Annotated in this window: 1 protein-coding gene; it reads left to right on the top strand. The window is 33.3% G+C overall.

From position 1 onward, the window contains the following. Positions 1 to 444 (top strand): hypothetical protein (locus E3E36_RS12030; RefSeq protein WP_167895600.1); only part of this gene is annotated, 444 nt, incomplete at both ends.

Consider the following 444-nt stretch of genomic DNA (forward strand, 5'->3'; position numbering starts at 1 on the left):
TAAAAACAAAACTGAATGAGCAATTAGCTTATTTGTATTATAAACAACAGAACTACGATAGTGCTGCACGTTATTTACAAATGGCATTACCAGAAGCAGACGGAAGAAATGAAGAAGCCAGATGGCAATATTTAGCCGGACAATTATATGCATTGGCACATAATAATATAGCTGCTGCAAAAGCATTTGAAAAAGCTGAACAAAAAGCTACAGACCCTTACTTACAGGTATTTGCAAGGCTGAATGCAGTTACTATTTTAAATGATGATAAAAAAGAAAATGCTTTAGAAGCCAAGTTGAAAGAATTGCACAGCATGGCTAAAAGAGATAAGTATGCCAATTATAAAGATGTAATTTATTATGCTGCTGCCCTGTTTGATTTAAAGCAGGATAATAAACAATCGGCTATTAATGATTTATTGAAAAGTGTTGCCAACAGTAATG

The sequence above is a fragment of the Thermococcus sp. M36 genome, assembly GCF_012027355.1.
Lineage (GTDB): Archaea > Methanobacteriota_B > Thermococci > Thermococcales > Thermococcaceae > Thermococcus.